Source organism: Acidobacteriota bacterium (assembly GCA_016713675.1).
In the GTDB taxonomy this organism is placed as follows: domain Bacteria; phylum Acidobacteriota; class Blastocatellia; order Pyrinomonadales; family Pyrinomonadaceae; genus OLB17.
Window position 1 is genome coordinate 2,282,496 of record JADJOS010000001.1, and the last position, 25,146, is coordinate 2,307,641.

At 52.2% G+C, this 25,146-nt stretch carries 19 protein-coding genes and 1 tRNA gene; 9 read left to right on the forward strand and 11 right to left on the reverse strand.

Going from position 1 to position 25,146, the window contains the following annotated elements:
• Window positions 1-88 precede the first annotated feature (88 nt).
• A complete protein-coding gene (locus IPK01_10405; GenBank protein ID MBK7933895.1) occupies window positions 89-1,366 on the reverse strand; it encodes a hypothetical protein in 1,278 nt (425 codons plus the stop codon).
• Between the two features lie 212 nt (window positions 1,367-1,578).
• Here IPK01_10405 and glmM point away from each other — a divergent pair, with 212 nt between their 5' ends.
• The 4 genes from glmM to IPK01_10425 are packed head-to-tail and all read left to right on the forward strand — an operon-like array spanning window position 1,579 to window position 4,861.
• On the forward strand, window positions 1,579-2,925 hold the full coding sequence (gene glmM / locus IPK01_10410; protein MBK7933896.1) for a phosphoglucosamine mutase: 1,347 nt from the start codon (window positions 1,579-1,581) through the stop codon (window positions 2,923-2,925).
• Window positions 2,926-2,927: 2 nt separating this feature from the next.
• Window positions 2,928-3,251: an antibiotic biosynthesis monooxygenase gene (locus IPK01_10415; protein ID MBK7933897.1), complete on the forward strand. Its 324-nt coding sequence runs from the start codon at window positions 2,928-2,930 to the stop codon at window positions 3,249-3,251.
• Window positions 3,248-4,408 carry a 3-dehydroquinate synthase gene (aroB, locus tag IPK01_10420; GenBank protein ID MBK7933898.1) on the forward strand — a complete coding sequence of 387 codons (1,161 nt, stop codon included), beginning with the start codon at window positions 3,248-3,250 and terminating at the stop codon, window positions 4,406-4,408. The genes IPK01_10415 and aroB overlap by 4 nt, the downstream gene beginning before the upstream one ends.
• Window positions 4,409-4,453: 45 nt before the next feature.
• Window positions 4,454-4,861 (forward strand): hypothetical protein, encoded by a 408-nt coding sequence (locus IPK01_10425; protein ID MBK7933899.1) that lies wholly within the window; start codon window positions 4,454-4,456, stop codon window positions 4,859-4,861.
• A 1-nt stretch (window position 4,862) separates the two neighbouring features.
• Here IPK01_10425 and IPK01_10430 read toward each other — a convergent pair whose 3' ends face one another.
• The 4 genes from IPK01_10430 to IPK01_10445 form a co-directional block, all read right to left on the reverse strand.
• Window positions 4,863-6,749 carry a radical SAM protein gene (locus IPK01_10430; GenBank protein ID MBK7933900.1) on the reverse strand — a complete coding sequence of 629 codons (1,887 nt, stop codon included), beginning with the start codon at window positions 6,747-6,749 and terminating at the stop codon, window positions 4,863-4,865.
• Window positions 6,750-6,928: 179 nt separating this feature from the next.
• Window positions 6,929-8,200: a VWA domain-containing protein gene (locus IPK01_10435; GenBank protein MBK7933901.1), complete on the reverse strand. Its 1,272-nt coding sequence runs from the start codon at window positions 8,198-8,200 to the stop codon at window positions 6,929-6,931.
• A gap of 164 nt (window positions 8,201-8,364) precedes the next feature.
• Window positions 8,365-10,239 carry a VCBS repeat-containing protein gene (locus IPK01_10440; protein MBK7933902.1) on the reverse strand — a complete coding sequence of 625 codons (1,875 nt, stop codon included), beginning with the start codon at window positions 10,237-10,239 and terminating at the stop codon, window positions 8,365-8,367.
• A 300-nt stretch (window positions 10,240-10,539) separates the two neighbouring features.
• Window positions 10,540-11,298 carry a hypothetical protein gene (locus IPK01_10445; GenBank protein MBK7933903.1) on the reverse strand — a complete coding sequence of 253 codons (759 nt, stop codon included), beginning with the start codon at window positions 11,296-11,298 and terminating at the stop codon, window positions 10,540-10,542.
• Window positions 11,299-11,615: 317 nt separating this feature from the next.
• Between IPK01_10445 and IPK01_10450 the strand changes: the two genes are divergently transcribed.
• Window positions 11,616-12,878 (forward strand): hypothetical protein, encoded by a 1,263-nt coding sequence (locus IPK01_10450; protein MBK7933904.1) that lies wholly within the window; start codon window positions 11,616-11,618, stop codon window positions 12,876-12,878.
• Here IPK01_10450 and IPK01_10455 read toward each other — a convergent pair.
• Window positions 12,875-13,441: a molybdenum cofactor guanylyltransferase gene (locus tag IPK01_10455; GenBank protein MBK7933905.1), complete on the reverse strand. Its 567-nt coding sequence runs from the start codon at window positions 13,439-13,441 to the stop codon at window positions 12,875-12,877. The two genes, IPK01_10450 and IPK01_10455, sit on opposite strands and share 4 nt — an antisense overlap.
• A gap of 110 nt (window positions 13,442-13,551) precedes the next feature.
• Between IPK01_10455 and IPK01_10460 the strand changes: the two genes are divergently transcribed.
• The 3 genes from IPK01_10460 to IPK01_10470 all read left to right on the forward strand — a co-directional run bounded on the left by IPK01_10460 (window position 13,552) and on the right by IPK01_10470 (window position 17,899).
• A complete protein-coding gene (locus tag IPK01_10460) occupies window positions 13,552-14,373 on the forward strand; it encodes a phytanoyl-CoA dioxygenase family protein (protein MBK7933906.1) in 822 nt (273 codons plus the stop codon).
• An 87-nt stretch (window positions 14,374-14,460) separates the two neighbouring features.
• The gene (locus IPK01_10465) at window positions 14,461-16,419 is read left to right on the forward strand and encodes a glycogen debranching enzyme N-terminal domain-containing protein (protein ID MBK7933907.1); all 1,959 of its coding nucleotides are present in this window, start codon (window positions 14,461-14,463) and stop codon (window positions 16,417-16,419) included.
• A 10-nt stretch (window positions 16,420-16,429) separates the two neighbouring features.
• Window positions 16,430-17,899, forward strand: a complete 1,470-nt coding sequence (locus IPK01_10470) for an NAD(P)/FAD-dependent oxidoreductase (protein MBK7933908.1) — start codon at window positions 16,430-16,432, stop codon at window positions 17,897-17,899.
• Window positions 17,900-17,994: 95 nt separating this feature from the next.
• Here the strand turns inward: IPK01_10470 and IPK01_10475 are convergent, their stop codons facing one another.
• Window positions 17,995-18,783 (reverse strand): DUF2490 domain-containing protein, encoded by a 789-nt coding sequence (locus IPK01_10475; protein MBK7933909.1) that lies wholly within the window; start codon window positions 18,781-18,783, stop codon window positions 17,995-17,997.
• Between the two features lie 162 nt (window positions 18,784-18,945).
• Window positions 18,946-19,021: transfer RNA gene (locus IPK01_10480), tRNA-Thr, on the reverse strand.
• 296 nt (window positions 19,022-19,317) lie between these two features.
• On the opposite strand from IPK01_10480, the gene IPK01_10485 reads away from it, so the two are divergent.
• Window positions 19,318-20,295, forward strand: coding sequence for a hypothetical protein (locus IPK01_10485; GenBank protein MBK7933910.1), 978 nt, complete (start codon window positions 19,318-19,320; stop codon window positions 20,293-20,295).
• Window positions 20,296-20,351: 56 nt separating this feature from the next.
• Here the strand turns inward: IPK01_10485 and pgsA are convergent, their stop codons facing one another.
• The 3 genes from pgsA to IPK01_10500 form a co-directional block, all read right to left on the reverse strand.
• A complete protein-coding gene (gene pgsA / locus IPK01_10490; GenBank protein MBK7933911.1) occupies window positions 20,352-21,065 on the reverse strand; it encodes a CDP-diacylglycerol--glycerol-3-phosphate 3-phosphatidyltransferase in 714 nt (237 codons plus the stop codon).
• Between the two features lie 116 nt (window positions 21,066-21,181).
• Window positions 21,182-22,708, reverse strand: a complete 1,527-nt coding sequence (locus IPK01_10495; protein MBK7933912.1) for a DUF1501 domain-containing protein — start codon at window positions 22,706-22,708, stop codon at window positions 21,182-21,184.
• 5 nt (window positions 22,709-22,713) lie between these two features.
• On the reverse strand, window positions 22,714-24,984 hold the full coding sequence (locus IPK01_10500; protein MBK7933913.1) for a DUF1800 family protein: 2,271 nt from the start codon (window positions 24,982-24,984) through the stop codon (window positions 22,714-22,716).
• Window positions 24,985-25,146 lie beyond the last annotated feature (162 nt).

The following is a 25,146-nucleotide window of genomic DNA, read 5'->3' on the forward strand; positions in this document are numbered from 1 at the left end:
AGGATCGATCAAGTGTAAAGCGGCCTCTGCGTTGGGTAATTATCGAACGCAGAGGCCGCTTAGTTTTTTACAAAGATCACTGACGAACTTACTGCTTTCTTGGAGTCAGCGAAACCGTGCGTTCGAGCGAATCCCAGATCTGAAGATAGATCTTTGTCTCACGCGGAATGAGCGAGGTCCAAGATTCGCCGCCGCGATTGATATAGCCCGGTAGTTTTGCCGGATTTGAGTTATAGCCGGCGGCCATTAGGTATTCCTGTTTTGCAACTCCCGTAGCCAAAGCATTTGCTACGGTCGGGCTTGCTTTCAGGTCGTTCCAGGTCATTTGCATATAGAGCAGCATAGCCTGCGAAGCGTTTACGTGGTTACGCATTCCTTCAACAAAATCGGGCATTAGATTGGCCTGCGGAAATCTTGCACGGACCATCCGATAGGTCGACGGTATCATCTGTACCATTCCGCCCGCTCCGGCCGAGCTGACCGAATAGCGGTAAGTCTGGCCTTCATTCAAAGCGAAGAGCGTGAAAATGTCATTGTAGATATTTGCGTGGGGTTCGGTTCGGAAACGCAGGTGATCGACGTGCTCAACGGTCGAAAGGCGTTCCGCAATATCAGCGACCTTCGGCTCGATCCCGTAGCCTTTCTTCTTGAGCTGTTCGCGGGCAATGTCGATCGTATTACGAACATAAAATCTGCCCGCGTTTACGACCTCAGGTGTGATGAGACCAGGATGAGACGACACGTAATACGCCATTTCCTGAAGAACCCCGCGATTTTCACGCGGATATTGGACGACCAACGCGAGATGCTCTCGGCCGCCGGTGTCGGTGACCGTTATCGGCGTATTCACGCCGTTGCCGCGAATTGTCCGCGATAGGACCTGTTTTCCCGCCGCCGTCTGAACCATCGTGCCTGAGCCCGATAATAAAAATTGGTCTTTTGTTAAAACATACGAATCGATCTGCCGCGTGTTCTGATCAAAAAATGCTACGCGAATAAGTGTCGTTGGGACGGTCGAATCGACGGATGCAATGGTCAGCGGCTTTGTCGTCAAATGGCGTTTGGCCTCGGCGATCTTCGCCTTGATCTGAGCGAAACTGAGTCCTTTGTAATTCAGATTGCTTGCCGTCGAGGGCTGTTGTAGTACTGTCTTGGACTGCTGCGGCTGCCCGACGATCATCAAAGCCGGCGTCGCCGCCGGACGATACTGCGGTGTTGGCGTTCGCATCGGCTGCGCGGCAGGTATCGTGCTAGTGACAACTACACGTGACGGCGTGGGCACGGGCTGTAATTGGCTCGACTGTGCAAACGAGGGAATTGCGGCGGCAGCGATAACGGCGACGGCAAGAAACAGGCTGTTTTTCATAATTTCACGAAAAGGAGAGCGGCTGATGGTTTTGGTCGATTCGAAGAGTTTCAGCAGCTATAAGATTCGCTCAATTGACATACGGTTGTCAACCATTTTCGAAAATATTATTGATATTACAACCAATTCTTATGGCTTTGACGGGTTGTTTCGCGGCGGTCATTAAGGTATAACTAAGCTTTTCGCGGGAACTGCGCCGCGGTTAACTGTATATGGATCAGCTCTTTGGCACAGATGGAATACGCGGGCTTGCGGGCGAATTTCCACTCGACGCGAACACTGTCAGGAAAGTCGGAGCCTCGCTTGCTAGGCAATACGCCGAAACTCTCGGCCGAGCACCTCGGTTCATTACCGGCCGCGACACGCGTGAGTCAGGCAGCTGGATCGAACGGGCATTTCACGCCGGAGCAGCGAGCGAAAGCGCGGAGTGCGAATCGGCCGGCGTGATCACTACGCCGGGTGTTGCATTTCTCACGCGCTCATTCGAATTTGATGCCGGCGTTGTCATAAGTGCGTCGCACAATCCCTATCACGACAACGGAATAAAGGTATTTACACCGAGCGGGAAAAAGATAGACGAGATGACTGAACGCCTGATCGAGGCAGATGTATTTGAGTCCCCCGAACCCGCCGGCTGCGTCGAAGATCCCGAGATAGATGACTCACGTTCGACGGAGCTCGGCGATGCATATCTCTCACATCTGCGTGAAGCGGCCGGTGAGTTCTCGGCTGCCGGGCTGAGGATCGTGCTTGACTGTGCCAACGGTGCGTCCACCGGTCTTGCATCGAAGCTGTTCACCGACCTTGGCGCCGAGGTCGTCTCGATCAATTGCGAACCGGACGGCCGAAATATCAACGAGAACTGCGGTTCGACGCACATCGGCAGTTTGCGAGAGAAAGTCGTTGAGGAGAAGGCCGATCTGGGCGTGGCGTTTGACGGTGATGCCGACCGTGCTTTATTCGTCGATGAACACGGCGAGATCATCGATGGTGATGCGACGCTGTGGATCGTTGCTCAATACCTGAAAGCTCACGGCAAGCTAACGAGTTCAACTGTCGTCGCCACGGTGATGAGTAATATCGGGCTCGAATTGGCTCTTAGATCAAAAGATATCAACCTTTTGCGAACGGACGTCGGTGACAAATACGTTCTCGAAAAGCTGCTCGAGACCCGCTCGGAGATCGGCGGCGAACAGTCTGGGCACATCATTTTTCCCGAGATCAGCCTCGTCGGTGACGGGATGATGACCGCTCTACTGCTGCTTCACGCGGTGAACGAATTGGGAGTATCGCTGTCGGAGGCGACCAGCGGTTTTGTTAAATATCCGCAGATACTCAAAAATGTAAAGGTTCGTGAAAAGCGTCCGTTCAGTGACCTTCCCGAAATCGTCGAACTCTCAAAACAGATTGAGAGCGAACTCCATGGCCAGGGACGATTGCTATTGAGATACTCCGGAACCGAAAACTTGGCGCGCGTAATGATCGAGGGTAAGGATCAAACAGAGATCGAATCTCAGGCGAAAAGACTCGCGAATGTCATCTTGGTGAATATAGGATAGAAATGCTGATCGCTCTATATCGTTGGAAGATCAAAGCTGATCTCGAGCAGCAGTTCATCGATCACTGGTCGGAGATCACCTCGTATTACAGGGAAAATCACGGCTCGTTAGGATCCCGGCTTCATCGAGGAAATGACGGGCTATTTTACGGTTACGCGATGTGGCCGTCGATCGAGCAGCGGGCGACGGCATTTGGTGCGGGAGGCGAACATCCGGCGCGTGCCGCGATGCTCGAGGCGATCGAAGAATCACTTCCCGAGGTCTTGCTCGATGTCGAGGCCGATTTTCTGTTGCCAAATCACGAATCGCTCGACAAAAGCGAATGAAAGACCAAACCATAACAATCGAATGTCCGCGATCTGCATCGTCGTATCAAATATCGATCCGTGACGGGCATTTGCGTGAATGCGGAAAATGGGTAAGTAAATGTCTCGGTAAGGACGCCGCAAAGATAGTTATCGTTTCAAATCCAACCGTTTACAAACTTTACGGATCAGTTGTCGCCGATAACCTGGCGGAGGCCGGATATTCGGTTTCGAGTTGGCTGATGAAGGATGGCGAGGAGCATAAGAACTTTCGTAGTGTCGAAAAGGCCGTTGCATTTTTCAGCGATTCCGGACTGACCCGAACCGACGCGGTCGTTGCTCTCGGCGGCGGTGTGGTTGGCGATCTCGCGGGATTTGCGGCGTCGATCTATCTGCGGGGAATTCGGTTTTTGCAGATTCCGACAACTTTGCTCGCAATGGTAGATTCGTCGGTCGGCGGAAAAACAGGGGTCAACGCGGCGTTTGGCAAAAACACGATCGGAGCGTTTCATCAGCCGAGCGGTGTCTTGATCGATCCGTCGGTCCTTGCGACCTTGCCGGCAAGGCAACTGGCGGCCGGGTTTTGTGAGGTCATAAAACACGGAGCATTGAGCGGGCGAAAGTTGTTCGATCAGACGGCGGAATTTCTTAAAAAATATCCATTGGATCGCTTTGTTCCCGTCGAGAGAGAAAGCAATCTCAAATCTGAATACTCAGATTTGATTTGTCGAAACGTCGAGTTCAAGGTATCGATCGTGGCCGGCGATGAGCGGGAATCTTCTAAACGGACCGACTCGAGATCGCGAAAGATACTCAATTTTGGCCACACTCTCGCTCACGCCCTAGAAAAGGTTACCGATTACAAGTATTTCAAACACGGAGAGGCTGTCGGATACGGTATCTTGTATGCGGCGGAACTTTCAAAAACGCTTGCATTGTGCGACAAAAAAGATGTAAAATTGTTGTACGATGTTGTGCATAGCGTCGGTACGTTACCGTCGCTTACCAATATCGACTCGCAAGAAGTGTTTGAGGCATTTCGTTTTGACAAGAAACGATCCGCAGGTTCGCTGCAAATGGTATTGCTGAAAGGTATCGGCAAACCGGTCATCGTTAACGACGACGACATTCCAACATCTGCCCACACCAAAGCCCTCAAGCAACTTCTGAAATTCTAGACAAAACGTGATCGAAGTATTTGCGTTTTGGGGAGTTGTGCAAAGATGAGAAAAGCCTTGAAAGACCGCTCCGGCGAACGTGGCAGTGCCGGCGTAAAGTTTTCGATCGTATTGACGATACTTATTCTAGCCGGGAACGCCGGAATCAATTACATTCCTGTTGCGTATGAGGCCGAAAGCCTCAAATCTGACATGTCTGCGGCGGTGCTGCAGGGGCTTGCCATGCCCGGCAAGATCAATCCGGTAGATAATGTAAAGGCTCGGGTACAAAAGGCTATGGTCGTAAATTCGGCTCCCGCCGACGCTACGCTCAATGTAACTCAACAGGGAAATGTGATCCAGGCCCGAGTTACCTACACTAAAAATGTGTCGATACTGCCTTTCGGCATTTACACGTACAAGTACCAATTTGATAATACCGCGACGCCAACGGGATTCTTGCTGAAACAATAAATTAGAGCGAAGCGGCGAGAGCTTGTCGGATCTTTAGCGGTTGGATCTGCACGAGTGCCTCCGGTGCATCGGCGAGCCAAGTCGAAGGACAAACACCGCACGTAGTGCATTTCTCGACGGCAGGGCAAGGAAGACTCGACAGCGATTCGAGGGCTTTGTCGTGTTCGGTTTTCAAGAACTCAAATGACAAGCCCGAATCGATGATCGACCAAGGCAGGTATTCTTCGTAACTTCGGTCACGTGAGGTGTGAAATGCTGGATCGATGCCGGTTTGACGGATTGCACCGGCAAGATCGCCTTTCATTCTGGCGGCAGTGTCGATCACCTTCGAAACCGTGCGGTCACCGGACGAATACAAGGCTTGTTCGTGGGCGATACGGGCAGACATGAACCTGACGTCTACATTCGGGATCTTGCTCAAGCCCTTGCAAACGTATTTGATGCGCTTTTTAAGTTCTTTTTCGTCACAGATGGCGTCCCATTGGAGCGGCGTGTTTGGCTTGGGCACAAATCCGTTGAGAGACGGGATGATCTTGCCGGCACGGCCAAATTTCTTTCCGGCTTCGAGCATGCGGTCCTTTATTCTCTCAACCAACACGAACATCTCATCGAGATCTTCCTGCGTCTCTGTCGGCAGGCCGACCATCATATAGAGTTTGATGGTAAGCATTCCACGATCGAAGACAGCCCCGCAAATATCAACGATCTCGTCGTTGGTCAGGTTTTTATTGATGACGCGGCGGAGACGGTCGCTGCCGGTTTCGGGTGCGACAGCGATCTGCTGGTCGCGAGATTCGACAAGTGCGTCTAGAAGTTCATCTGAGATCTGATCGAGCCTCAATGAGGATACTGATATTCGATAGTCCATCGCTCTAAGTTCGCGAAGGATCGTCGAAATTTCAGGATGATCGCAGACCGCGGTGGAGACGAGGCCGATCTTATTCGTCTTATGACGCCATTCGCGTGCCTTGGCGAGAATGTCTTTTGCCGGCACGACACGCGGCGGGTAGTAATTGTATCCGGCCCAACAGAATCTGCAACCTTGTGAACAGCCGCGAGATATCTCGACGAGCAAACGATCACCCATTTCGGCCTCAGGTGACCAGATCGCGGTGGAGGGGCAAAATGTGTCTTGGTTAACAAGGAACTCTGCGAGTTCTGTTTCGCCGCGTTTGAGTGCCCGCCGAAGCGTTCCCTCTTTCGGATTAACCGAGGCAACCGCTCGGCCTACCCGTTTCGGTACGCCTTTTTCATTGGGAACGTAATCGAAGACAGTTCCGTCATCGTTGTAGATCACGTCATAGAGCGAAGGCACGTAGAAACCACGGCCGATCTTGGCGAGGGCGAGCAGGATCTCGTCCTTACCGTCATTTTCGATGATTGCATCGATCAGCTGGTAAGCCAGTACTTCGCCTTCGCCCACGGCAATAACGTCTGTGAAATCGGCGATCGGCTCGGGGTTGAGAAACGATGCTGCACCGCCCATAATGACGAGCGGGTCAAAATGCGTTCGATCTTTTGACCAAACCGGAATGCCCGAAAGCTGGAGCATCCGTGCCATGTTCAAATAATCGGTTTCGAAAGAGATCGAGAATGCGACCAGATCGAAATCACGGACCCGGCTCTGAGTTTCGAGCGAAAGCAGAGGCGTGTTGCTTTTTTCGTATTCCGCAAGTTCGTCGGTGTCGGGCAAGAACACCCGTTCGCATGCAACGCCCGGAATCGCATTGAACAGTTCGTACATCGTGTGAAAACCAAGATTGGCCATCCCGATTCCGTGCGTATTTGGATAACACAGAGCGATGCGAAGCTCGGCTCCGCGGGAGATGATATATCCTTCTTCCGCGGCTAACTTCTTCTTGTAACTCTTTGTGATCTTTCGGCTCATAAATACAATCTTAGAGCATAGCAGGTTTTGTGAGGTGGAGGTTAGCGCTAAACGCTCTTGTCATTACACTGTTGCGTTTCGTTAATATTTCCGGATCTGAAGTAAGTGGATCCTGTCGAGCCTGACATAAAAGCAAAACAATTCCGCCGAGTTGCAGGATAGACTGTCTGGGTTTGGCTTTATTTCTTTTTCTTCTCTTGCTTTCCGGGTGCAATGTAATACGGACGGTGCTGGACCTGATATACCTTATCATCGAAGACTCCGTCGCCGTCAACATCGACCTTGACTTCAAGTTTGTTGCGCGAGCCTGGCGGGCGTTTTTCTGCAAGGTCGTAGGCGAGGCTGTATTGATTACGCATCAACGCATTGATCTCCTGCAGATAACCAGGGACTTCGCCCTCAAATGTCATTGGAAAGTGCTTACCGCCGGACTCCTTAGCGATCGTATTCATCGAATTTTGTGCCTGGAGAAAAGTAAGTCTCCCGGGAGTTCCGCTAATATCATCGAGAGGTCCAAGGTATTGTTCGAATCTTTTGTAAAAAAGATTCCCTGTACTAATTATATAAACCGGAACTCCGGCCTCTTGCACGATCCGCCGAGCCTCGGCATAGTTTGATTTGCTAAATGTGTCTATCCCGCTTGCGACCAGAATGATTGCTTTTCGTTTTGCTTTCAGATTGGCCATTCCGCTGTAGTCGGACTGCTTTCCTTTATCATAATCGCCGCTTTGGTCGAGAACGACAGAATCGCCCTTGCCGCCAAGCAAAGTGAATTTGATCGCATCCCACAAATTGTTTTCGCGAAAGGCGGGATTATTTCTCAACAAAATGTCCACGGTCTTGCGCAGCTGCTGCGGGTCATTTGTAAAATCTGTGATAGGTGTCGGACGCATATCGAACGCGATGACCGAAGCGTAGTCGTTCGGGGCCTTAATAAAATTGGAGAGAAAGTAGGCGACAGGTTTTATCACCTCATAGATGCCCGGTTCAAAGCGTCCGCCGGCCGCACTCCCGAGTAATTCGGTCCATTTGCTGTACTCCACGACCAGAGTCACCGTGATCGGAGCCTCGGGCGTCGAGAAACTGCTGATGCTTTGCTTGACGCCGTTCTCAAAGATAGCGAAGTTTTCCTTTTTCAGCCCCGTTAATATCCCACCCGTTTTCTTGTTGATAACGACGGCATCAACATTGACAAGATTCGTATCGACCCTTTCGACCGTGTCGTCGATGATAGCGTTCTTTTCTTCCTCTTCGCGCTTCTTAGCGTCTTCGATTGCCTTCTTCTCTTCTTCGGTAAGCTGTTTCGGGCGATTGTTCTTCTTACCGTCACCTGTGGGGGTGTCGGGTCTTTGCGGTTTTGATTGAGCAAGCGTGACCGGAGCGACGGACGACAGCAGCACAGCGATCAACAAAGTGACACCAAAAGCAAATCGAAAAACGGCTAAGAACATAATTGGATCCTTTATAACGAGACGTAAATATTTGATACCGATTGTCCACCTGTGGTTGGTTAATATCAAGAAATATCGGTGTGTTCAGACTCCTCGCATCTGCTTCTACGAAAATGGCCCGGCTTTGAATGGCCGGGCCAAAGAGTATTCCAAATGACACTAAACTACTTGATGTACGCGGACGGAACCGGCTGGTCACCCGTCGAACCAAACGGTTGGATTAGATATCCTGCTGTGGACCGATTGACATACCATATTGACGTTGAGGGGCGAAATATCGCCGCATCGGTCATTCCGTCGCCATCATAGTCACCGGGAGCGGGCTTATCGCCAAAGGTGCCAAAGGGAAACGCATAATATGTCAGGTCCTGACTGCGGAGTACGAACCACTCGCCGGTCGATGGCCGCCACAGTGCAATATCGGCCTGTCGATCACCGGTGTAGTCGGACGGTACCGGATAGTCGGATGCAGTACCGAATTGGGCGGCAAAGACTCCTCCCGAGCTCTTTTGTACCCACCACTCGGCGCCATTCGTGCCGGCTCTGCGAAAGACAGCGATATCAGCTTTGCCATCACCATCAAAGTCTGACGAGACAGGCGCGTCCGTTGTCAATCCGAATTGTTGTATGGTGGTACCACCGGACGAATTGCTTATATACCAAGTTGCGGTCGAAGGACGAAAGATCGTCGGATCCGCTTTGAGGTCGCCATCATAATCGGCGGGCAGAGGCACATCACCGTTCATTCCAAACGGAAACGCAAAGAAAGTCCTGTCTTCGCTCCTGAGTACATACCAGAACCCACTCGCCGGTCTAAAAAATGCCAGATCCAACCGCCCGTCTCCGGTAAAGTCCGCCGGCGTGATAGTGTCATCCAAAGTGCCAAACTGAACGGCACCGTTTGAACCGTTGTTGCTTTTTAGATACCACCATTCGCCGGCAGCCGGACGATAGATCGCAAGATCGGTCCGTCCGTCGCCGTCAACGTCGAATGGAGTTTTCGACACCGGAGCGGTGCTGTCGTAGCCGATAACATCTAAAGTTATTTCCTCCGGTGTCCAGTCCATTACGTCAGCGTATTCGCCCGGACAAGTAGATGAATTCTGAACATATGGATCAGGATTGGGGCAGCTTCCGCTAAGCCAGTCACCTAGATCGCCCATGGGGTCCTGGTTAAAATCGACTATTCTGCTGACACCTCCGTCAATCGAAAAATACCGACTTCCGCTGGTTGTCAGGTTTCGCGTGCCCGGAGATGACCAACTGAAAATGTCCGCTGGCCTGACATTTGGAAAGATATTGATATACGAACCCATTCCCAGGATCTCATTGATCTCATGCTGCAACACCTTTTGAGCATCATAATTCCCATTGGCAGGACGGGTAAAGGAAAGAGCTTGGGCCGAGTTCAGAGTGACAATCCCGTCGAATGTGCCGCCGGGAATTGTCCCTCCGGCAGTCATAGTTCCGGGAGTCGAAAGCCCGATCGCCCGCCCATTCGAGCTTGCGACATATGTCAACGAAGTGAGGGCACTGCCGGGGAGACTGGCGTTGGCTGTGACGTCCGCTGTTGTTTTTGCGTCGCTTTGAAGTCCTCCTACGTACGAGTTCCAGGGAACGGAGTATATGACATAGTTGGCAACCCCGATGCTGCCGGATCCAAGTGGCGAACCATTCGGCTGAGTGGTCGAATATCGAAACAGTATCGACACTGTAACGTCGTCCTTAAATTGGGTCCTGTACATTTCGACCACTCGGTTAATACAGGCTTGAATCGCCTCGGCATTTGGGTTTGTCATTATCGACGCATCAAAGGTCGCGTTGATGGTCAGGCCTGTAGAGGGCTGCGGTCTGGGCAAATGGGCCTGACGGACGATCGATCCGCGATTTGCCGGAATGTTCGTCCCGATCGTCTTGCCGGTTCCAGTATCAGCTGCAAAAACAACGTTATCGTTCTGGGCAGTTGCCGGCTGCAAGAGGCTCAGAGATATTAAGATCGATGTGAGAGCGGTGGCGGTATGTAGGCTCAGACTGTTCATATGGCTCCTTTCGAACCACATGGGCGGTACCGCTGAAACTGCTTGGGTCTGTCTTGCCGAATCTTATTTCATTGCCATTGTTTGCTCTAAAAACTTGCCCGGCTTCGTCGAATGAAAAGCGCCGTCCCGTAAATTGCGGGTCATTCATTTGTTTTCAAGCGGTAACGGAAATGTGATCCACTACTCCCCATTCTATACCTCTTGTGAATAAATGCACAAGCGAAATGACGTGCGAAAATGAGAAAGCCCGCGGCTAAATGCACGGGCCAAAATGACAAGTGAAGAAATACGTTTTACCGGCTATTCGCCGCCATCGGGGTAGACCTCGATCTTGACTTCGAAAGCCCCCGAATTATCGTCGAGGTTGCCTTCGTTGATTCCAAGGAACAAGGCTCCGTCGCGGGTAGCAGTGAATTCGCGGTCCGCACCGACGTAGATGAAATCGTTATTATCATCGCCGATAACCGCGAGCAGAGCACCAGTCGGAACATTTTTAAGCAATTTGTTGGGATCCGAAAGGTCGCCGACACCGGACGAGGGTGAACTTTTGCCTCCGCCAAGTGAGACCTTGCCATCCCCTGAGATGTGGATCCGTTGGCCCTTTTTGACGACCCAACCTGTGTTCGTCCAACCATTGGCAGTGTTGTCAGCGAGGACCTTTATGTTCCACGATATTGGTTTTGCCTTTGCTACGGCTTTGGATGGCTGTTGGGCGGTCGGCGTGGTCCGCGTGTTGTCCGACGTGATCACACGCGGCGGATCAACCTGTTTATCCGGCTGTTTATAGACAGCATTACGGTTCGTGGTCTCGCCGGTTTTCGGCATGATCGGTGAGTCAAATGAGATCGATTCGATCTCTGACGCGTTATATGTCATCTGACGGCTGCGCGAGCCATCACCGATCATTATGGTAAATTTACCGCCGGCAAAAGAAGTGATCTTTCCTTTAAGAATGCTCCCGTCCTTGAGCCTGATCGTGTCAGCAAATGCCAACATCGAAAGCGATAAGACCAGAACAAGTGAGCATATGATGCGTAAAAGACCGGGCCGATTTGACATATTTCCTCCAAAGGGCGAGCGAGCGGGGCCAACAGTGACTTGAGCCGTGCTTCGTACCGAAAAATTGATGATATTCAGTTGTCTTACGTTGCTAAATATGTGCATTTGCACAAATTCATCGTCCATCATACATAAATTACCTAATGTTGTAAATGAATTATTGCTCCGTAGATCGTTGATAACAATATAGTTTGTGTCATATTTAGCCCGAACGATTTCCACAGTGGTTTTCCACAGCTCGCGAGATTGTCGGCCATGGATTCATAGTCCTTGAAGAAATTGAAAAAATGTGTCACAAGTTACGTGGAGGCATCATTATGAAACGCGCTCTATTCGTTACGATCTCAATAATCTATTTTGCTATCTCCGCTTCTGCTCAGAGTGAGACACCGACTCCATCACCGACGCCCGTCCCGAGGATCGACCTAATTGACGAGCAAAAAAAACTCATCGAAAAGGAGACCGAACTGCTCGAGGCACGCACCAAATACCTCAAGGCCTACGCCGATGCTGCCGGAGCCAGCAGTGCGACCCGCGACAACACCGGCGGCAAGACGGCTTTTCAGCTCGATAAGGAACCGATCCTCGAAACGATCGCCCTCAGCTACGAAGCCGTCGACGAGATCGCAGGTCGCGTCGAATCGAGGATCAAACCGTTTATGGGCAATTATGACAGGATCGTGCTGTTCTACGAGCCCGACTTTCTTTCGCTCTCGCGTTACCGGCTGTATCGCGAAGAAGCGAAACTCGCGCTGGCCAATTACGAAGCCCTGATCAAGGCCGTCGAAGAGGAGGCCAAGAAACAGGATGTCGAGAAGGTCGTCGGCATTGAATCGATCGACAGAAGCGGCGGCAGTATGATCACGGCGTTAAGTATGCCCGGAATCGCCGGTGCGGCGGTCAAATCCGTGGCCGATCTGATCTCGTTGTTTCGCACAGATACTACGATCTCCGAATCGATCAACGTGATCGATACCAAGTCAATAAATGCAGTGATCGCCGGGAAACTGCTTGGTAGCCAGAGCGGCAAGATCATTTACAATCCCGAGCAGTTCGTACCGGAATATGATATTGGGATCGGCGATCCAAATTCGTTCTACCAAACCGTTAGCCGTCTGCGGGCCAGCGCCGGATATGTCGATTATCTGATGGAAGCGATCGATCACATGCCGCCAAAGCAGCAGCGAAGCGAAGGAACGGCCCGCCTCATCGCCAGTATCAAGATCGTTAAAAAGCAGCTGGATCTGCTTGCATTTAAGATCGAGCAGGACCCGATACCGGAGACATCAGCGGAAAAGGCCGCCTATACCGAGTTTCGATCAATGGTCCGAGCCGAAAAGCTCGATCGGTTCTTGAACGCGGCAAGCGGGCGAACCGGAATTCTTAAGGTTCGTCTGCTCACATCCGGCGGCAGCCGGCGTGAGAGCCGAAACCTATTACTTGGAACCAAGACTGATTACAGCGGCAGTGCCGTGATAGAGCTAGCTCTGTATGATACGGACGGAACGATGCGGATCTCCGAAGTGATGCTCCATCACACTGGATTTCGTAAGTTCAGGACGCAGAAAGTAAAGCCTTAGCTAATTATCTCGTTCGCCCGGCGGAGGTCGTCAGGCGTGTTAACGTTGGTCGACCAGCGGACGCCCTTAGGTTCTACGATACTGACATCGAGCATTTCACCCAGTTGTTGAAGGCGCCAATTGTCAGAAGTGATAATTTTTTCGACGTAAGGCAAACATCTTTCCGCACGATAGACAGAGCATAGCGGTTGGATGTGGCCGTCATGCTGCTTCGGAATGGCGGCATCTTGATCTCCGATCGCCGCGACGAGCTGAGTAAGAAGTTCGCTCTCGACGAACGGCAGATCGCATGCCAGAACGGCGGCGAGTTCTGTCTTGCAGTCGGCGAGGGCCGTGTATAGCCCAACGATCGAGCCGCGTCCCTCGTAAGTATCAGGGATCACTGCCAATCGACCGCTGTGATCGCTTCGGAGGCCGACGATAGTTACAGATCCCGCGATCGATGCAAGTGCTTCAGCGGCACGCTCGATAAGAGTTTGTCCGTGGAAACTGAGCAGTGCTTTGTCTTCGCCCATCCTCGAACTCTGTCCGCCCGCAAGTACATATCCTGAAACACGATCCATATACCTAAGAATAAGGTAATTTGCCGCAAAACGTGTACGAAAAGATCAAAAGCCGATCGTCGAATAAATATGCTTGCGGGGAACGCGGGTTTTATGAATACTAGCTAGGTATGGGCGAGCGGCTAGATAAATTTCGACGCGACGGGTTTTTGGTACTCGAAGGGTTTAATTCTGATGCAGATTGCGATGCATTGATCGCACGGGCGGAGGAGCTCGCGTCGGGATTTGATTACGACGGACACCCGTCCGTGTTTCAAACGTCGGAACAAGAACGAACGAGCGACGAATATTTTCTCGAATCCAGCGGCCGCATCTCGTTCTTTTTTGAGAAGGATGCGTTCGATGCCGGTGGTAAACTGAGGAGCGACGTACTTCATTCGCTCAACAAGATCGGCCATGCACTTCACGATCTTGACCACGAATATGTGCGATTTTCAAGGTCACCACAGATGAAGCAGCTTGCGGTTGACCTCGAACTGAACGGTTCGCTTCTGATCCAGAGCATGCACATTTTCAAGTACGCTGAGATCGGCGGAGTAGTGGATGCGCATCAGGACTCAACATTTCTTTACACTCAGCCAATGTCGTGTGTAGGGTTTTGGTTCGCATTGGAAGATGCAACGATCGAGAACGGTTGCCTCTGGGCAAAGCCGGGCGGACACCGGACAACGCTGAGGTCCCGCTTCAAAAGAAAACCCGGCGGCGGCACAGAGTTTGAGGTAATTGATGAAACGCCGTATTGCCTGGAGGATATGATCCCGCTTGAGGCTAAAAGGGGTACATGCATCGTACTCGACGGAATGCTGCCGCATTACAGCCGTCCAAACACGAGCGACCGGTCTAGACAGGCATACACACTGCACGTGATCTCACCGGATGCCCAATATTTGGCCGACAATTGGCTGCAGCGTTCAGAACTGTCCCCGATCTGACCAAAATAGACCGCGAGTGATCCGTTTTTGGCGGCCAAAACGGGTTGTTGCCAACCTGTGCGTACAAGGTGGAAAATAGAGTTTACAATGATCATTCTCAAAAAGGATATATGCAGTGATTTCGAAAGGGCCTCTTCAAGGGAATGGCTTGAAACCAACGGCATCGGAGGTTATGCGTCTTCGACCGTTTCCGGGGCCAACACGCGGCGGTACCACGGATTGCTTGTTGCGGCAACGCAGCCGCCGCTTGGCCGCGTGGTGATGCTGTCTAAATTCGAAGAGACTGTGATCATCAATGGCGAACGGTTCGAAATTTCATGCAATCAATATCCCGGCAAGGTCCATCCTGACGGCTGTAAATATCTGGTCGAACTTCGGCTCGATCCATTTCCAATTTGGACCTATGAGGTGAACGGTTCGGTCATCGAAAAGTCAGTGTTTATGGTTAACGGTGAAAATACGACCGTTTGCCAATGGAAAGTGACCGGCGAACCTGAGATCTCTGTATCGAAGATCGAGATCGAGCTAAGACCGCTGCTAGCATTTCGCGATCACCATCATTTGCGGAGCGAACATGGCGGATTTGATAAGAGCTTTCAGATCGGCGATGGGGCAGTTTCTGTGCGGCCGGTCGAAAACATGCCGAGTATCAATATTGCCCACAACGCGTTTGAAGTTGAGGAGCAAGGCTATTGGTACAAAGATCTCGAATATGAGATCGAGAGGGAACGGGGATTTGATTTTCACGAGGATCTGTTCCAGCCATTTAGTTTGAAATTTGATCTAACTGAACCTGCGGTCGTAATTGCTTCTACCGAACAGCGGGTTGCAGCCGATGCCGACATCTTGAGACGCTCTGAGATGAAACGGCGGGCCGCAATCATTGCCGGATCGGGTGCAAAAGATAGTCTATCTCGTCAATTGGTGCTGGCTGCGGATCAATTCATCGTCGACCGAGGCGCGGGCAAGACCGTCATCGCCGGGTATCACTGGTTTTCTGACTGGGGCCGCGACACTATGATCGCGTTGCCGGGCCTGACATTTTCTACAGGTCGGCCAGCGATCGCGAAGAGCATTTTGACCGAGTTCTCAAATCATATTTCCGAAGGGATGGTTCCAAATCGCTTTCCCGATGTCGGCGAAACGCCCGACTACAATACCGTTGACGCCACACTTTGGTTCTTCGAGGCGATCCGGGCTTATACGGAAAACACCGGCGACTTTGAGTTTGTCCGTGTGAAACTTTACGACAAGCTTGCGGCAATCATAGATTGGCACGTTCGCGGCACGCGTTACGGCATTCATGTCGACACCGATGGTTTGTTGTACGCCGGTGAGCCGGGAACTCAGCTCACTTGGATGGACGCAAAGATCGGCGATCTTGTAATTACCCCGCGTACAGGAAAAGCTGTCGAAATACAGGCACTCTGGTATAACGCACTGTGTATCATGTCGGATCTTGCCGTTCGATTCGGTGATACGGCCCAGCAGGCAAGGTATTCGGAGATGGATGAGGTCGCACGTGAGAGCTTTAACGGACAGTTTTGGAACGATGATGCTCAATGCCTTTATGATGTGATCGATGGCGTAGAACGCGATCCCTCTGTCAGGCCAAATCAGATCTTTGCGGTAAGTCTGCGGCATTCGATGGTCGACCCCGAAAGAGCGAGAAAGATCGTTGATAAGGTCGAGGCAGAGCTTCTGACGCCCGTCGGACTGCGGTCGCTTTCTCCGCTCGACTCTCGTTATGTGCCTGTTTACGTTGGGTCGCCAATTGAGCGGGACTCTGCCTACCATCAAGGAACGGTATGGGGCTGGCTGATCGGCCCGTTTGTCGATGCGTTTCGAAAGGTCCATTCCAAGGATCCGATCGCAGACGCGAGGATCAGTCAGATCCTCGAGGGATTCGATGCTCACATTTCCGGAACTATGGTTGGCCAGATCTCGGAGATATTCGACGGCGAGCATCCACACAAGGCCCGCGGCTGTGCCGCTCAGGCTTGGAGTGTCGCCGAACTCTTACGTGTCAATTTTGTGGCAAGATAGACCATATCTTATGGAACATTTTGATGTATTGATCGTCGGTGCGGGGCTCTCGGGAATTGGTGCTGCGGCTCAATTGCGCACCGAATGCCCCGATAAGAGCTTTGTGATACTGGAGGGGCGTGAGGCAATGGGCGGCACTTGGGACCTTTTCCGCTATCCGGGCGTTCGTTCCGACTCGGATATGTTCACGCTCGGGTACAGGCTGCGGCCATGGAAAGCCCCAAAGGCAATAGCCGACGGTCCCGCGATCCTTGAATATATCCATGAGACGGCTCGAGAATTCGCTGTGGACAACAAGGTCCGCTATAACCACCGCGTAAAACAGGCGTCATGGATTTCAGACGATGCCCGATGGACTGTCGAGGTCGAGTCGGGTCCTGATCGAACGCCGGTTAGTTTGACTTGCGGATTTCTCTACCTTTGCACCGGTTATTATGACTACGATCAAGGTTATACGCCCGAATGGCCTGGTGTTGAGCAGTTTCGCGGAAGGGTCATCCACCCGCAAAAATGGTCCGATGACATCGACTATGCCGGTAAACGCGTTGTCGTGATCGGCAGCGGTGCCACGGCCGTTACGCTTGTTCCGGCAATGGCCGGGACTGCGGCACATGTCACGATGCTGCAGCGTTCGCCCACATACGTGCTTTCGCTGCCGTCAGAGGATAAGATCGCGAATTTCTTGCGTGCGGTGCTGCCGGCAAAGGCGGCATATGTACTCTCGCGTTGGAAAAATATTTTGATCGGCTTGTTTCTATACACACTATCGCGGAAACGGCCGTCGGCGATGAAGCGGTTGATCTCGAAAGGGGTGAAAAAGGAACTCGGCGAAGAATATGATCTCGGGCAGTTTACACCGACCTATGATCCGTGGGATCAGCGTCTTTGCCTGGTGCCCGATTCTGATCTATTTCGCTCGATCCGCGATGGCAAAGCGTCAGTCGTTACGGATCATATTGACACTCTCCCAGAGACCGGATTGCTGCTGAAGTCTGGGGAGCGGCTTCAGGCCGACATTATCGTAACCGCGACCGGACTTGTCCTGAAATTAATGGCGGGTCTCCAGTTGATCGTCGATGGCAAACCGGTCGTTATGTCGAAAACGATGGCATATAAGGGCATGATGTATAGCGACATCCCAAATGCCGCGTCCGCTTTCGGTTACACGAATGCCTCGTGGACGCTAAAATGTGACCTGACCGCCGAATACGTTTGCCGTCTGCTCAAATATATGGACAAACACGGATACGCCCAGTGCACACCGAGGATCTGCGATCCGTCGATAACGCCCGAGCCGGTCCTCGATTTCAATTCCGGTTACGTTCTGCGTGCACTCGACACCTTGCCGTCGCAGGGTTCAAAACCGCCTTGGCGGCTCCATCAAAACTACATTAAAGACCTCCGAATGATGCGCTTCGGCCGCATCGACGACGGCACGATGGAATTCAGAGCGGCTGGCAAGAATGCCTCGTTAAACTAACCAAAGACAGAAAATTCACCTTGGATTTAGCTACTAATGGGCTAGGATGCAGATATTGGGCCCCTTCGGATCACGTTTGTCGAGCGGCGGGTATCTCAGTTCTTTTTTCGAAACGGGGCATCAGATTTCAGCGTGATCGAAAAAACGTGATTGATACGCCTCAGGCCCGAAGCGGTTGACGAAGACTTAAATATTGTTTGCAGTGAATAGCCTGCCTCGATCCGCCAGAGTCGTTTTTGATCAAGCGGGAAGATCAGGCCCGCATATAATTGGTTCGAATCGACAAACTTCCGTCCCGACGGTGGCGGTAATCGAACTGCGATCTCGTCATTTATATTCAACGATATCTTCTTAGTTATCGGCGTGATGAATTTTGCCTGATAACGAAGTGCATTCTCAAAGTTCCACGATGATATGCGGTCGAATGCTGGTGCTGTCTTGCGCCCGATCCAACGTTGTTCCATTCGGAATCGCTGGACAAACTGATGGCGCTTTCCGCTTCCAAACTTTTGTTTCCAGGTAAACTGTTCCCAAATTCGATGTTCCGGAAACTTGTATGGGTCCGACGCCGCGTCGATCGGCTCCGAATACTGCACCGCATACCCACCCGAGATTCGATTGCCGCCTTTGAGATCGTAGTTCAATCCAACTCGTAAGAAATAACTGGCCGGATCGATTAGGATCTTGTTTCGAGTGAAGTAGCCTTCGAGTACCACTCCCCACGGCTTTCCCTCAACAAACGGATGATAACCTTCGTAACCATACGAACCGCCGGCATTTACCGGCAGGTCGGCCTGCGCCAAAACGGCGATCGCGTTCAATGCAAAAAAAATGACGGCCAAGGCGAAGCGTGCAAGCATGAATTCGTGTTTGTGCGGCCGCAAGATCTATTCGCGGACACTTTCAAATGTTACATTTGTGTTACAACAATGTAAACAATCGAACGCGAGATTTCGGCACTTGTTCCCTTGGATCGGTACAGGAAGTGTTGTTTAGCGAAACAGAAAAAGGGCCGCCTTCAGGCTGCCCTTAACTATTGAAAATAATGGAGCCGGTGATAAGACTCGAACTTACGACCTGATGATTACAAATCAACTGCTCTACCAACTGAGCTACACCGGCATTTGCGGTAAACATGGCGTTGACCGCAAACGAAGATACTAGCAAATGTAGGGAATCGTGTGCAAATCGTGCCTGACCGTGAGTGATCTCAATTCGAGACGGCAGCGCTATCAAATTAAAGCGAGAACGGTTGAGATCACATCTGAGTTTAACGCAGCAAAAACTTGTTGACCAATTGCTGTCTTAAATACTACAATAATTGAGGCCAATTGGATTTTGTGTCCGTTGGCGTTGCCATCCTATGTTTCGCTGCCCTTCTGCGGCGATCGATCATCAAGAAATTAGAGGAGAAAATCGTGAATTTTCAACAACTTACCATGCGTTTACTGCTTTCCAGCTTTGTTCTCTTAATGCTTACAGCCGCGGGCTTTGGCCAGGCTAAAATGATGCCGACAGTTAACTACGGTGCTGAACGGGCCCCGAAAAGTGTTGCGGCCGGAAATAATCTTTATTGTGCCGGTTATATTCAGTCGAATGGGATCAGTACGGCAAACAAGATCGTCGGATCGAACAACGAAGCTGACGCCTACAATTTCAAACAGAACGATTTTCTTTACATCAACATGGGAGCCAACAAAGGCGTGAATGTCGGCGATGTTTTCGCGGTGGTTCGTCCCCGCGGGCAGGTCGAGAGCCGTTGGACCAAAAAGGGTGACATCGGATTTTATGTGCAAGAGGTGGGTGCGGTCGAAGTGGTTCGTGTTAAGAACGAAGTCTCGGTCGTTCGCGTTAAGGCCTCGTGCGACACTTTCCTGCTCGGAGATCTGATCCAGCTGACCGAAAAGCGAACTAGCCCGCTTGTCGAGAAGCGTCCGCCGCTTGATCTGTTCGGCGACCCGTCAGGCAAAGCGATGGGCCGCATCGTAATGTCACGAGACGGAGCAGAAATGCTTTCGCGAGATTTTATTGTTTACGTTGACCTTGGGGCCGACAACAATGTGCAGGTTGGCGATCATCTGACGATCTTTCGTCCGTTGGGCAAGGGCAATTTGATGCAGACTCCGGAAATCGAAACGGCGAGTGCACGCGACGAAGGATTCCAAAGCGATGTTTACCGCGGCGGAAAGATCTCAAATCAGACCCCGCGTAAAAGCGGTGATAAGGCCGACGGCCATGTGGTCACAACATTTGATGCCAAGCGCGGCCGAACCATCGGCTTGCGTCAGGTCGTCGGAGAAGCAGTAGTGCTCAACGTTAAAGAACATACCGCGACAGTGGTCATAACCCGAACGGCCCAAGAGATCCACACAGGCGATTGGGTCGAAGTACAGTAGTAGTCGAGATCAATAAGATGAATAACTGCGGGCGAGATCGGATCTTGCCCGCTTTTTTAGTTCTCGAGATCACTGGCGAGCGATTCGTCGTCGATCGGAGCTGTTCGGTTCCGTTCGCGTATGAAGTAGGAAAAATAACCATACATCGACCAGACAGCGGTGATCACGGCGATCCAGAGAGCACCGCGGCCGACAAGGTAGCCAAATACCTTCCAGTCGTTGGAGGTAAGCGAGAATGACGTGAGATTTGAGAATGCCGTCTGGACCTCGGCTACATTCCAAAGGAATGCAGGATAGCCCATGCCGAAATTCGACACCGGCACGCTGCCGTTCGCCGCGGCTACGAGTAGGGCGACGATGGCTACACACTGAGCCCACATCTTAAATTTCCCCAGGCTCTGGGCCTGAATGACAATACCTTCGCTCGCCGCAACACTGCGCAATCCCGTGATAATGAACTCACGTCCGATGATCACACAAACGGCCCACGACGGCGCGAGATGCTTCTCAACGAGCACTATCAATGCGGCGGAAATAAGTAGTTTGTCAGCTATCGGATCTAGGAATTTACCCAGAGTCGAGACCTGATTTCGGCGGCGTGCGAGTTGTCCGTCAACAATATCGGTCAACGCGGCGATCAGAAAAATAACGATCGCGAGGGCATAGCTGCTGAATCCGAACCACGTCTCCCCGGTGGGCGTCAGCATCACGACGACCAGCAAAGGGACGACGACGATACGGCCAAGTGTTATGTAGTTCGGTAGATTCACAGCATCCTAAATGATAATCTCAATCGACGACACGTGCAAAAGACGATCGCTCGCAAATATATTAAAAAAGGCGAGCCGAAATCGGCTCGCCGGAAAGTCCACTGGGCGAGATCTCTTTATGGCAGCTGCATAAAGTCGAGAGCCGAATTTGCGCCTGAAAAATACTGCAGATTCGGGAATACAGCATTCAACGTCGCGGCATCCTGCGGAAGTCCAAACCATTGAGCAAGTTTTGCCGCATACTGATCGACCGATGTTGTCGGCAGCCAGCGGCCGCGGGCATTTGCTCCGGAGTCAACGTCATCAGGCCCGGCAAAGGTCATTGTCGGGAAATAATCACCTGTTCCGTCGGGGCGTTTGCTTCCGTAGAAATTACCGCCATTGACCGCCCCGCCCATGACGAGCATGTGATTGCCCCAGGCGTGATCCGAACCGACGGTTCCGCCGCTTCCGGCCGGATTGAACGTCCGGTTAAAATCGGACAACGTAAAGACGGTGGTGGCTTCCTGCATATTGTCGCCGCCTACGACCGTCATAGCGGCGAGTTCATCCCAGAATGAGCGCAGTGCCTGGCTTACCTGCGTGAACAGATTCGTCTGTCCTGCCAACTGATTGGTATGCGTGTCAAAGCCGCCGACCTGGACATAAAAGATCTGCCGCGTGACCGACAGGTCAGTACGTTTGCGGATCAGGCGTGCCACCTGACGAAGCTGGCGCCCGATGCTCGTATTCGGGAACGGAACGACCGTTTCCTGCGACGTCTGAAAAGCGTTGTCCGCCGCGATCGCCTGATCGGTGACATGACTTGCGGCTTTGAGATGATTTGAAGTAAGCAGATCGTGCTGCCGAAGCTGATTGAACGCGTTAAAGCGAGCCAGATTCGTGCCCGTCGGCGGATTGGTCCCGAAACCGACTGGATGCAAGACGTTCGCGAGCGTCGTGTTCGAATCAGCGATCGCCAGAGGCAGTGTCGTTTGGCCGGCGGTAAATAACTGGGCACCCGCGATCGAAGTGATCATCGGAATAAGCGGCCCAACGCCGGTCATCTGGTCGGAGATTCGTCCGCCCCAGCCGGTGAACGCCTGCGTTCCGGAAATGCTCGTCTGCGACTGATTTACCTGATCAGAGTGAGAAAATAGCTGATACGGCTTGAGCACCGAATTGCTTTGATACTGTGCCTTTGTCATCGGCCGGGCAAGGTTGCCGACGTTGACGACCGCAGCGAGTTTGCCTAGGCCCCACAGGTCGTGGATACCGTTATTGATGCCGCCGGCAACCGGCCCGAGCGAAGGATGCAGTCCGTATTCCAGGCCGCCCATACGCGGGACGGTGATAGGCAAAAGGGCACCGGTGCCGGTCGTCGGCAACGCTAATCCCTGAGCACTGCGGGCAGCGGCATATGCCGCATAATTGCTGACCGATGCATCGTTATGCATAGGTACGATAAGGTTGTTGCCGTCGTTGCCGCCCGACCAATACAGAAGCACCAGAGCTTTGTAATTGGTCGCGGCATCGTTGACCTCGAGCGAGCGTTGAGCGATGGCACTCATTGTTCCGAGGTGATGCATCTGCGTCGCGAGCGACACCATTCCGAGGGCACAGCCGCCGGATTTCTTCAAAAAATCGCGTCTTGATTCTGTCATATTTATCACCTCTGTACCTGATATTGCGACGACGTCGCGATCAAATAAATTGCCGTCCGTGTTCGCAGCGTCGGATCGGCAGCCGAAACTGCCGTGACGGCCGTGAGTATCGTGCTCTTCATCGCCGCGGACATTTGTCCATGCATCATTCGACGATTTAGTTCGTCGAGCAGCAGATTGCCCGTCGCGTCGGCGGTCGATAAAGGGATCAGATCCGTGATGTCGATGCCCGTTCCGGTAGGGAAGTCAGGTACGGCAACGGCGATCGGTGTCGCGTTCATCACGATTCGGTTGACGAAGTTCGTTCTGGTGATCGACGTTCCCGTCGTCAACAGTGCAAACTCAGGCCCGAGAAATGCGGTTCCGGGCACAACATAATCAGGCGGATAAAAATTGAAAACCGTCGGCGGCAGGAACGGTGCTTGTGCCATGCCGTAGAATTCACCGATCTGGCCGTTCGTCCGCCCAAATCCAACCACGCCGAATGAGCCGTCGCTCTGAGTTCCGACCACGGCACCACGTACGTTGAGTGTTCTCAGAACATTGGTCGCAAACTGGACAGGCTCACGGAGCTTGCCGAACATCGGGTCGGTCTTGACGTCACCGCGTGCTTCGGGATCGAGCAGGATGGCCTTGATGACCTCTTTCATCTGCGAAGGATTTGATTTATTCGAGTTGAAGACGGCTGCGACACGCCCGACGTATTCAGGCGTCGGATCGCTCGTTACAAGATGCTGTATGAGGATCTTGCTGACGAAGGGGCCGACATTCTGATGTTGATAGACATAGTCGATCGTTTGGCTCAGCGAACCTTCGGCGTAGTTCAGGATATTTGGGAAGGTCGTACAATTCGTACAAGCCGGTATGACCAATGAATTTGTCGTCGGCCAGCTGTTCAGCGTAAAGGTCTTAGCCGTCAGATCATGGCGGTTGTTGTTGATGTTGGTCTGTCCCGGATTGAGGATCATCGGGTCGATGTAATTCTGGGTACCGGCGACGATATTTGGGCAAGTTGCCGGAACCGAACAAAGCGACCAGCCGGTCATGATCTTTGTCAGGTTGTTTACGCCGTTTTGATCGTATGTCGGGATCGGATTGTTCTGAGCATCGAGCTGCAGCGTGCCGTCGGGTTTGAGGACGAACAGGCCTGTCGAAAATAGCTGTAATATCTCACGCGGATAATTCTCATTCGGATTGGTTCGCGTGCTGATGGCCATGTCGAGGTATGTGCCCATCGCAGGGTTCTTTGTGACCTGCGTCATGATGTCTTTATAATTACCAAAGGCATTTTTGTTCAGGATGTCAAAGAACTCGACCATGTGCCGACCCTGTTGCACGTCCACGCCGGATGTGACCCAGATCTGGGCGAGAGCCCACGAAACACGAAGACGAAGCTGAGCCTGCCCGTAATACGCTTCTTTCATAAACCACGTCTGCGGTTTATACATCGAATACGCGTCTCTGCCGCACTGAGCCGGCACATCGTCCGCACCGCCGTCGCAAGTCGGATTCGTGCCGATGTTTGCCGGCTGCAGACCGTCCTTCGGCATCGGAGTGTTGCCAAGCTCGAACTGCTCGGCGAGCCACGTTCTCAAGCCGATACGGCGAAGCCGTTGGTCTAGGGTCTGGGTCGGGCCGAATGTCGCCTGTTGGAGAAACCTCATCCGGTCGCTGCTCCAGCGGTATCCGACAAAATTTTCAGAGGAGGTTCTGTTTTTAGCGATCTTTGTGCCGACCGGCGTGGGAACCCCATTGGGGATCTCGCCAATGCCGCCGCCCATTTCGCCAAGGCCGAGTTTGACCGTATTCGACGCAAGCCCACGCCAAGTGACGAAGACTGCAATGTCGCCGTCAGCATCAGGTGCCGGCCAATAGCCGATCTCATCGGTCAAAACGGTGGTCAATGCCCAGACATTTCGGGCGTCGGTAACAGGCTGAAGGTTCAAGGTCGGAAAGCGGTATTGGTGTCCGCGTTTATCGATCGCGTAAACGCGAAATGCTCCGGCTCCTTCGCCCTTCATAAGGCTTAGATTTGCCAGATAGAGCACAATTCGAGCGTTCGGCTCAAAAGCCCTGGATCTGATCTTTGTAACCCGATAACTGCCTGAACCGTTGTCCTCGACCGCCAAAGCGCGCGTCGAACCGCTCTCGCTCAGCAAGATCGGCGGCGGTGAATTCGGATCCGGATCGTCCTGTGCGAACGAAACGGCCGAAGCCATCGCTATGACAAAAGCCGCAGTAATTATCCGCACGAAGCGAGACGTCCTGCTAACCATACCTATCCCTCCTAACTGACTTCCTATTGTGATGTGCTTAAAACGTCAAGACGGACAGATAGAACGCGCCGTCGTTTAATGTTGTTTTACACGAATATCGTACACCAGATCGCCAAAAATCTCAACAAAATTATTTGTTCCAATTATGGCGGTGTTTCCGTT

Coding starts and splice junctions, on each gene's coding strand:
- IPK01_10435 (MBK7933901.1), bottom strand. CDS start 8,200: ATGTTCTTAGCCGTTTTTCGATTTGCTTTTGGTGTCACTTTGTTGATC.
- IPK01_10455 (MBK7933905.1), bottom strand. CDS start 13,441: ATGGATCGTGTTTCAGGATATGTACTTGCGGGCGGACAGAGTTCGAGG.
- IPK01_10495 (MBK7933912.1), bottom strand. CDS start 22,708: ATGACAGAATCAAGACGCGATTTTTTGAAGAAATCCGGCGGCTGTGCC.
- IPK01_10430 (MBK7933900.1), bottom strand. CDS start 6,749: ATGAGCCGAAAGATCACAAAGAGTTACAAGAAGAAGTTAGCCGCGGAA.
- IPK01_10460 (MBK7933906.1), top strand. CDS start 13,552: ATGGGCGAGCGGCTAGATAAATTTCGACGCGACGGGTTTTTGGTACTC.
- IPK01_10415 (MBK7933897.1), top strand. CDS start 2,928: ATGCTGATCGCTCTATATCGTTGGAAGATCAAAGCTGATCTCGAGCAG.
- glmM (MBK7933896.1), top strand. CDS start 1,579: ATGGATCAGCTCTTTGGCACAGATGGAATACGCGGGCTTGCGGGCGAA.
- IPK01_10470 (MBK7933908.1), top strand. CDS start 16,430: ATGGAACATTTTGATGTATTGATCGTCGGTGCGGGGCTCTCGGGAATT.
- IPK01_10425 (MBK7933899.1), top strand. CDS start 4,454: ATGAGAAAAGCCTTGAAAGACCGCTCCGGCGAACGTGGCAGTGCCGGC.
- IPK01_10445 (MBK7933903.1), bottom strand. CDS start 11,298: ATGTCAAATCGGCCCGGTCTTTTACGCATCATATGCTCACTTGTTCTG.
- IPK01_10450 (MBK7933904.1), top strand. CDS start 11,616: ATGAAACGCGCTCTATTCGTTACGATCTCAATAATCTATTTTGCTATC.
- IPK01_10405 (MBK7933895.1), bottom strand. CDS start 1,366: ATGAAAAACAGCCTGTTTCTTGCCGTCGCCGTTATCGCTGCCGCCGCA.
- IPK01_10440 (MBK7933902.1), bottom strand. CDS start 10,239: ATGAACAGTCTGAGCCTACATACCGCCACCGCTCTCACATCGATCTTA.
- IPK01_10465 (MBK7933907.1), top strand. CDS start 14,461: ATGATCATTCTCAAAAAGGATATATGCAGTGATTTCGAAAGGGCCTCT.
- IPK01_10500 (MBK7933913.1), bottom strand. CDS start 24,984: ATGGTTAGCAGGACGTCTCGCTTCGTGCGGATAATTACTGCGGCTTTT.
- aroB (MBK7933898.1), top strand. CDS start 3,248: ATGAAAGACCAAACCATAACAATCGAATGTCCGCGATCTGCATCGTCG.